The sequence below is a fragment of the Corallococcus exercitus genome (assembly GCF_003611585.1).
Lineage (GTDB): Bacteria > Myxococcota > Myxococcia > Myxococcales > Myxococcaceae > Corallococcus > Corallococcus exercitus.
Genome location: NZ_RAVW01000498.1, coordinates 1 through 6,550 on the forward strand (window position 1 = coordinate 1; position 6,550 = coordinate 6,550).

5 protein-coding genes are annotated in these 6,550 nt (G+C 71.2%); 4 read left to right on the forward strand and 1 reads right to left on the reverse strand.

Going from position 1 to position 6,550, the window contains the following annotated elements; genetic code table 11:
- Nucleotides 1-190: 190 nt before the first annotated feature.
- The gene (gene uvrA / locus D7W79_RS36895) at nucleotides 191-2,734 is read left to right on the forward strand and encodes an excinuclease ABC subunit UvrA (protein WP_120529969.1); all 2,544 of its coding nucleotides are present in this window, start codon (nucleotides 191-193) and stop codon (nucleotides 2,732-2,734) included.
- A gap of 21 nt (nucleotides 2,735-2,755) precedes the next feature.
- Here uvrA and D7W79_RS36900 read toward each other — a convergent pair whose 3' ends face one another.
- On the reverse strand, nucleotides 2,756-3,526 hold the full coding sequence (locus D7W79_RS36900; protein WP_244222175.1) for a DUF4382 domain-containing protein: 771 nt from the start codon (nucleotides 3,524-3,526) through the stop codon (nucleotides 2,756-2,758).
- 309 nt (nucleotides 3,527-3,835) lie between these two features.
- Between D7W79_RS36900 and D7W79_RS36905 the strand changes: the two genes are divergently transcribed.
- The 3 genes from D7W79_RS36905 to D7W79_RS36915 all read left to right on the forward strand — a co-directional run.
- The gene (locus tag D7W79_RS36905; protein WP_244222176.1) at nucleotides 3,836-4,408 is read left to right on the forward strand and encodes an RNA polymerase sigma factor; all 573 of its coding nucleotides are present in this window, start codon (nucleotides 3,836-3,838) and stop codon (nucleotides 4,406-4,408) included.
- Nucleotides 4,409-4,489: 81 nt separating this feature from the next.
- Complete coding sequence (locus tag D7W79_RS36910; protein ID WP_120529968.1) at nucleotides 4,490-5,287, forward strand: hypothetical protein; 798 nt, start codon at nucleotides 4,490-4,492, stop codon at nucleotides 5,285-5,287.
- The coding region (locus D7W79_RS36915) for a caspase family protein (protein WP_147442240.1) at nucleotides 5,274-6,550 on the forward strand (1,277 nt) is incomplete at its 3' end. The genes D7W79_RS36910 and D7W79_RS36915, both read left to right, overlap by 14 nt.

Consider the following 6,550-nt stretch of genomic DNA (forward strand, 5'->3'; position numbering starts at 1 on the left):
GGGAGGCGCTCGGGCTGGAGCAGGCGGCGAGCCAGCCTGCGAGCGCACAGACCGTGAGCACGGTGAAGCGGCGAAGCGGGCCGGGCTGTCCTCTGCCGAACGATGAAGGCATGCACGCCATCAAATCCTGACGGGCCCCTCCGTGTCACGGATGACCGGGCCTGCGGCAATGGGCAACTTCCGCCCTGGCATGGCACCTCCGAAAGCACCGCGCACTGGCAAGACTTCCGACCCCTCCGGCTTCGTCCGCGTCCGGGGCGCCCGGGAACACAACCTGAAGCACGTGGACGTGGACATCCCGCGCGACGCGCTGGTGGTCTTCACCGGCGTGTCCGGCTCCGGCAAGTCGTCGCTGGCGTTCGGGACGCTCTACGCGGAGGCGCAGCGGCGCTACTTTGAATCCGTGGCCCCGTATGCCCGGCGCCTGATTGATCAGGTGGGCGTGCCGGAGGTGGACGCCATCGATGGGCTGCCCCCGGCGGTGGCGCTCCAGCAGCACCGGGGCGCGCCGACGTCCCGCTCGTCGGTGGGCAGCGTGACGACGCTGTCGAACTCCGTGCGCATGCTGTACTCGCGCGCGGGCACGTACCCGCCGAAGCTGGGGCGGCTGGACTCGGACGCGTTCTCCCCGAACACACCCGCGGGCGCGTGTCCGAAGTGCCACGGCATCGGCCGCGTGTTCGAGGTCACCGAGCGCTCCATGGTGCCCGACGACCGCCTGAGCATCCGCGAGCGCGCTGTCGCCGCGTGGCCGCCCGCGTGGCACGGCCAGAACCTGCGCGACATCCTGGTGACGCTCGGCTACGACATCGACAAGCCCTGGCGCGACCTGCCGAAGAAGGACCGCCAGTGGATCCTCTTCACGGACGAGCAGCCCACCGTCCCCGTCTACGCGGGCTTCACGTCCGCGGAGGTGAAGCGGGCCATGGCTCGCAAGGAGACGCCCAGCTACATGGGCACCTTCACGGGCGCGAAGCGCTACGTGATGACCACCTTCGCGACGACCCAGAGCGCGATGATGAAGAAGCGCGTCGCCCGGTACATGGTCGCCAGCGACTGCGACCTGTGTGAAGGCAAGCGCCTGAAGCGCGAGTCGCTGTCGGTGAAGTTCGCGGGCCGCGACATCGGCGAGCTGTCCCGCATGCCGCTGGAGCAGGTCGCGGAGCTGATCAAACCCACGGCGGAAGGGAAGGGGAAGGACGCGGAGGCGATGGCCCGCGAGCACCCGGAGAAGGTCATCGTCGCCCAGCGCATCACGAAGGACCTGCTCGCGCGCATCCAGGTGCTGACGGACCTGGGCCTGGGCTACCTGTCCCTGGAGCGCAGCACGCCCACGCTGTCGCCGGGCGAATTGCAGCGGCTGCGGCTGGCCACGCAGGTGCGCTCCAACCTCTTCGGCGTGGTGTACGTGATGGACGAGCCGTCCGCCGGCCTGCACCCCGCGGACACGGAGGCGCTGCTCACGGCGCTGGACCGGCTGAAGGAGGCGGGCAACTCGCTGTTCGTGGTGGAGCACGAGGTGGACGTCATCCGCCACGCGGACTGGATCGTCGACGTGGGCCCCGCCGCCGGTGAGCACGGCGGACGCGTGCTCTACAGCGGAGTGCCGGAGGGCCTGGCGAAGGTGGAGGCGTCCCGCACGCGGCGCTACCTCTTCGAGGAGGAGGCCCTGCGCCGTCGCTCCCCCCGGAAGGCCACGGGGCGGCTGCGCCTGGAGGGCGTGAAGCGCAACAACCTGAGCGGGCTGGATGTGGACTTCCCGCTGGGCATCTTCACGACGGTGACGGGCGTGTCCGGCTCCGGCAAGTCCAGCCTCGTGAGCCAGGCGCTGGTGGAGCTGGTGGCGGCGAGGCTGGGCCAGACGCTGACGCCGGAAGAGGAGGAGGGCGAGCCGCTGGACCGTGAGCCCACGGTGGCGAGCGAGGGGCACATCACCGAAGGCATGGACGCCATCAAGCGGCTGGTGACGGTGGACCAGAAGCCCATCGGCCGCACGCCGCGCTCCAACCTGGCGACGTACACGGGCCTCTTCGACCACGTGCGCAAGCTGTTCGCGGCGACCCCGCTGGCGAAGTCGCGCAAGTACGGCGCGGGGCGCTTCTCCTTCAACACGGCGGGAGGCCGCTGCGACACGTGCGAGGGCGAGGGCTTCGTGAGCGTGGAGCTGCTCTTCCTGCCCAGCGTGTATGCGCCGTGCCCCACGTGCCACGGCACCCGCTACAACGCGAAGACGCTGGAGGTGCGCTACCGGGAGAAGAACATCGCGGAGGTGCTGGGCCTGACGGTGGACGGCGCCTTCGACTTCTTCACCGCCGAGCCGCCCCTCCAGCGAGCGCTCAAGGTGCTGCGCGACGTGGGCCTGGGCTACCTGCGCCTGGGCCAGCCCGCGACGGAGCTGTCCGGTGGCGAGGCCCAGCGCATCAAGCTGGCCACGGAGCTGCAGCGCACCCAGCACGGCGACACGCTCTACGTGCTGGACGAGCCCACCACCGGCCTGCACCCGGCGGACGTGGACAAGCTGATGGCGCAGCTGGAGGGACTGGTGGACGCGGGCAACACGGTCATCGTCGTGGAGCACGACCTGCGCGTCATCGCCGCCAGCGACCACGTCATCGACGTGGGACCCGGCGCGGGGAACGCCGGGGGCCGCGTGGTGGCGCAGGGCACGCCAGAGCAGGTGGCGAAGGTGAAGGAGAGCCGCACCGCGCCGTACCTGGCGCGGGTGCTCAAGTGACGCAGGGCCGGGACGGCGGGCTCAGTCGTCCTTGCCGTCGTGGTGGCTGCCGTTGTCGTCGTCGGAGTCCTCGCCGCCGTTGCGGTCGTGGTCGTCGAAGGCGTCAATGGACTTGTGCAGGTTGTTCTCCAGCTGCGAGCGGTTGTGCTCGTCACGCGGATCCAGCCGCGTGCCGCCCTCGCCGGTGAACCAGCTGCTGGGGTCGATGTTGATGGTGACGTTCTGGTCGTCTCCCTCGGTGACCACGAAGTCCGCCTCGCGCTCCTGCTCCACGCGAAGGCTGGACACGAACTGGAAGGGCGCGCCGTCGATGTGGCCGTCGATGACGACCGAGGCCCCCAGGTCCGCCAGCTCCTTCAGCGCCGCGTTGTCGCCTGCCTCGGTGGCGGACACCTTGCCGATGTCGAACTCGATCTCATCGTAGGTGCCCGCCTCCACCGTCACGTCGCGCAGGCGGACGACCTGTCCCTCCAGCGCGGTGCCCGACAGGTCGATGAGGAAGGCGCCCGTGCGCTGCTTCTGCTCGCTGGAGTCATCCGTGCTCGTGCCGGCGTCGTCCTTCGTGGCGTCGTCGTCATGATGACCCTCGCGCTTGAGCTCCAGCTCGCGCACCGACAGCCGCACCCGCTCCACGGTGATGCCATTGGAGGTCTCCAGCCGCTGCACGGCCTGGCCGGGAAGGCTCGCGCCCGAGACCGCGGAACCCATGCGCGTGCTCAACCCCACGGAGGAGGCACCATTGCCACACGCGGACAGGCAGAGGACGGAGGCGAACAGACCGATGAAACGCATGATGGGTGTCTCCTGGTTCTGGAGGGCGTCCCGCGATGGGGGGCGCCTCCCGTTGAAAAGAAGGAGCACGGCCGCCGGAATCGGCCACAGGGGGGATTTTCCCGCGCGATTTCAGGGTGGGACACGCACTCCCGGTGGCTCCGCGCACTCAACGGACGGGGGAGCGTGGCCGGAAGTGACCCCCGTGACTCCTTCCCTCCGGACGGAGTAGTGGATGGGGGTCATGGCTTGCACCTTCACACCTGGATCGGCCTGCCCTTGGAGGCATCGCCCCGACGCGAAGCTCGCGTGCGCGGGGAGGGCCGGGGCGTGACGGAGCAGGAGATGGCGGACTGCATCCGCCGTGCGGCCCGGGGAGAGCAGGCCGCGTGTGGCCAGCTCTACCAGCGCTTCCACGGAGCGGTGCGCCGCGTGGCCCAGGGCTCTGGGACATTGGGGGCCGCGGAGGTGGAGGACGTGGTGCAGGAGACGTTCGTGCGCGCCTTCCGCGAGCTGCCCCGGCTCCAGCACCCGCGCGCGTTCAGCGGCTGGCTGCTGACCATCGCCCGGCACCACGCCTATGCGCTCAGCCGTGGGGCGAAGGCCCGGGCCCGCGTGGAGGAAGACCTGGCGCTCGAAGCGGACACCGCCGTGCCCGCGCTGCCGCCTTCGCTCACGCTGGAGCGCCGGGTCGCGGTGGTGCGCGCCCTCATTGAAGGATTGCCCGAGGGCCCGGAGAAGGACACGGCCCGCCTCTTCTATCTGGAGGGCGAGCTGAGCGCGCGCGAGATCGCCGAACGGTTGGGCCTGGGCAAGAGCGCGGTGACGATGCGCCTGGAGCGCTTCCGCGCCCGGGTGAAGCGCGAGCTGCTGGCGCGGCTGCTGGCCGCGGAGGTGGGGTGAGCCATGAGCCAGAGCGACAAACACCGGGACGTGGAGTCCTCGAAGCGACTGGCGCAGCTGGCCGCGGAGGTGGGGTGAGCCATGAGCGGGACCGACAGACACCTGGATGTGGAGTCCGCGAAGCGGCTCGGACAGCGGGAGCCCGAAGCGGTGCGCTACTTCGCCGAGCACCTCTCACGTCCCTGTGAGACGTGCGAGGCGTTCCTCGCGCGCGACGAAGCGGAGCCCGGGGAGTTCCCGGGGTTGGACGCGCTGGCGGACGAAGCGCTGGTGGAAGCCTCGGGCCGTCCCTCCCGGGAGGACGCGGTCGGCTGGGCACGGGTGCGCCGGAAGCTGGGCGCGCCCCAGCGGGTGTGGCTCACCGGAGGGCTGGGCGCGGTGGCCGCCGCCATCGTGCTGGCCCTCCTGGTGCGCCCGGGAACCGGAGGCCCGGGCGACGTGGAGTCGCCCTCGCAGCGCATCAAGGGCACCGCGCCCCTGTCACTGGAAATCACGGCGGCGGCTCGGATGCCGGACGGAACCGTGCGAGCGGTGGCCACGGACGCGGTGCTTCCGCCCGAAGCGGTGGTGCTCCTGCGCTACCACGCCAGTGAGTCCGCGGACGCGCTGCTGGTGCGTGAAGCCCCCGGCGTGCCGCCGCAGGTGCTGGGCCGTCATGTGTTGACGCCGGGCACGCACGACCTGCGCGACGGCGAGGACCTGGCGGGTGTGTCCCTGGAGGACGAGCAGGGGCCGGTGACGCTGGTGCTGGTCGCCTGGCCGCACGACGACCAGGGGGACGCGGCTGTGGAGGCGGTGCGTGTCAGCGGACAGGTTCCCTCCGACGCGGCCCAGGCCCGCCTTCGCTTGAAGGTGGAGTCGGGGCATGCTGCTCCCTGAGGAGCCGCGCGTGTCCCGCCTGTTGTTCATCCCCCTGGTGCTGGCGCTGGTGACGCTCGGCGCGTGCTCCACCGTGGAGTCGCGGGAGAAGGGCCGCGCGGTGCGGGTGCGCCTGGACGACGGCGCGCTGGCCGCGGCGCAGGAGGGCGAACGGCACGCGCTGCTCATCGGCATCTCCGCGTACGCGGATCCCTCCTGGAACGGGCTGCGCTACGCGGCGAAGGACGCGGACGACCTGGGCCGGGTGCTGGCGGATCCAACGCACGGAGGCTTCCGCTCCGTGACGGTGCTCACGCGGCCCGAGCAGACGACGCGCACCTCGGTGCTCGCCGCGCTCCAGGCGCTGGAGGCCCGGCCGTGGCGGCCCCAGGACACGGTGGTCGTCTACGTGTCCGGGCACGGCTCGCTGGCGCGCGACGCACGGGGCGAGTTGCAGCGCTACCTGGTGACGTCGGACACCCGCTACCGGGACGTGGCCGGAACGGGCCTGGAGATGGCCACGCTGGAGCAGGCCCTGGAGCGGCTGGGTTCGCGGCGGCGCGTGCTGGTGCTGGCCACCTGTCACAGCGGCACGGGCAAGTCGCTGCTGCCTCCGGAGGTGCGTGACGAGCTCTCGCACATCAAGGCCTCCTTCCTGCCGCAGCCGTTGGAGGCCGCGAGCCGCGCCTCGATGGTGCTGTCCGCCAGCGATTGGGGCGAAGCGGCGCGCGAGGACGACGCGCTGGCCAATGACATCTACACGCACTTCCTCATCCAGGCGCTCGACGGACGCGGCGACCGCAATCGCGACGGAGCGGTGAGCGCGACGGAGGCCCACGACTGGGCTCGCCGAAACACCTGGGCCTATACGGAAGGACGCCAGCGGCCGAGCGCCCAGATTCTGGAAGTGGGCGCGGATCCGGTGCTGTTGTCCGGCACGCTGGAGCGGCCCGGGCAGCCGGAGGTTTTCTCCTACAGCGCGAGGCTGGAGGGCTTCACGCTCAAGGTGGACGGCCAGGAAGCGGGAGAGCTGCCCGGCGGAGTGGTGGTGCCGGAGGGACGCCGGAAGCTGGAGCTGCGCAAGGGAGGCCAGGTGCTGTGGGAGGACACCGTGGCGCTGCGCTCCGGCGAGCGGCGGGAACTGGAAGCGTTCCTGCGTCCCATGGCGGACGGACCCAGGCGCACGGTGACGCTGGGCGCGGGGATGCTCGGGTTCCTTGATGGACGCAGCCGCGAGCAGGTGCTGCCCGCGTCGGCCTTGGCGGGCGTGGGGCTGGGCTGGGA

Excerpts from the sequence above, each read along its gene's own strand:
- uvrA (WP_120529969.1), top strand. The coding sequence starts at position 191 with ATGGCACCTCCGAAAGCACCGCGCACTGGCAAGACTTCCGACCCCTCC.
- D7W79_RS36900 (WP_244222175.1), bottom strand. The coding sequence starts at position 3,526 with ATGCGTTTCATCGGTCTGTTCGCCTCCGTCCTCTGCCTGTCCGCGTGT.
- D7W79_RS36910 (WP_120529968.1), top strand. The coding sequence starts at position 4,490 with ATGAGCGGGACCGACAGACACCTGGATGTGGAGTCCGCGAAGCGGCTC.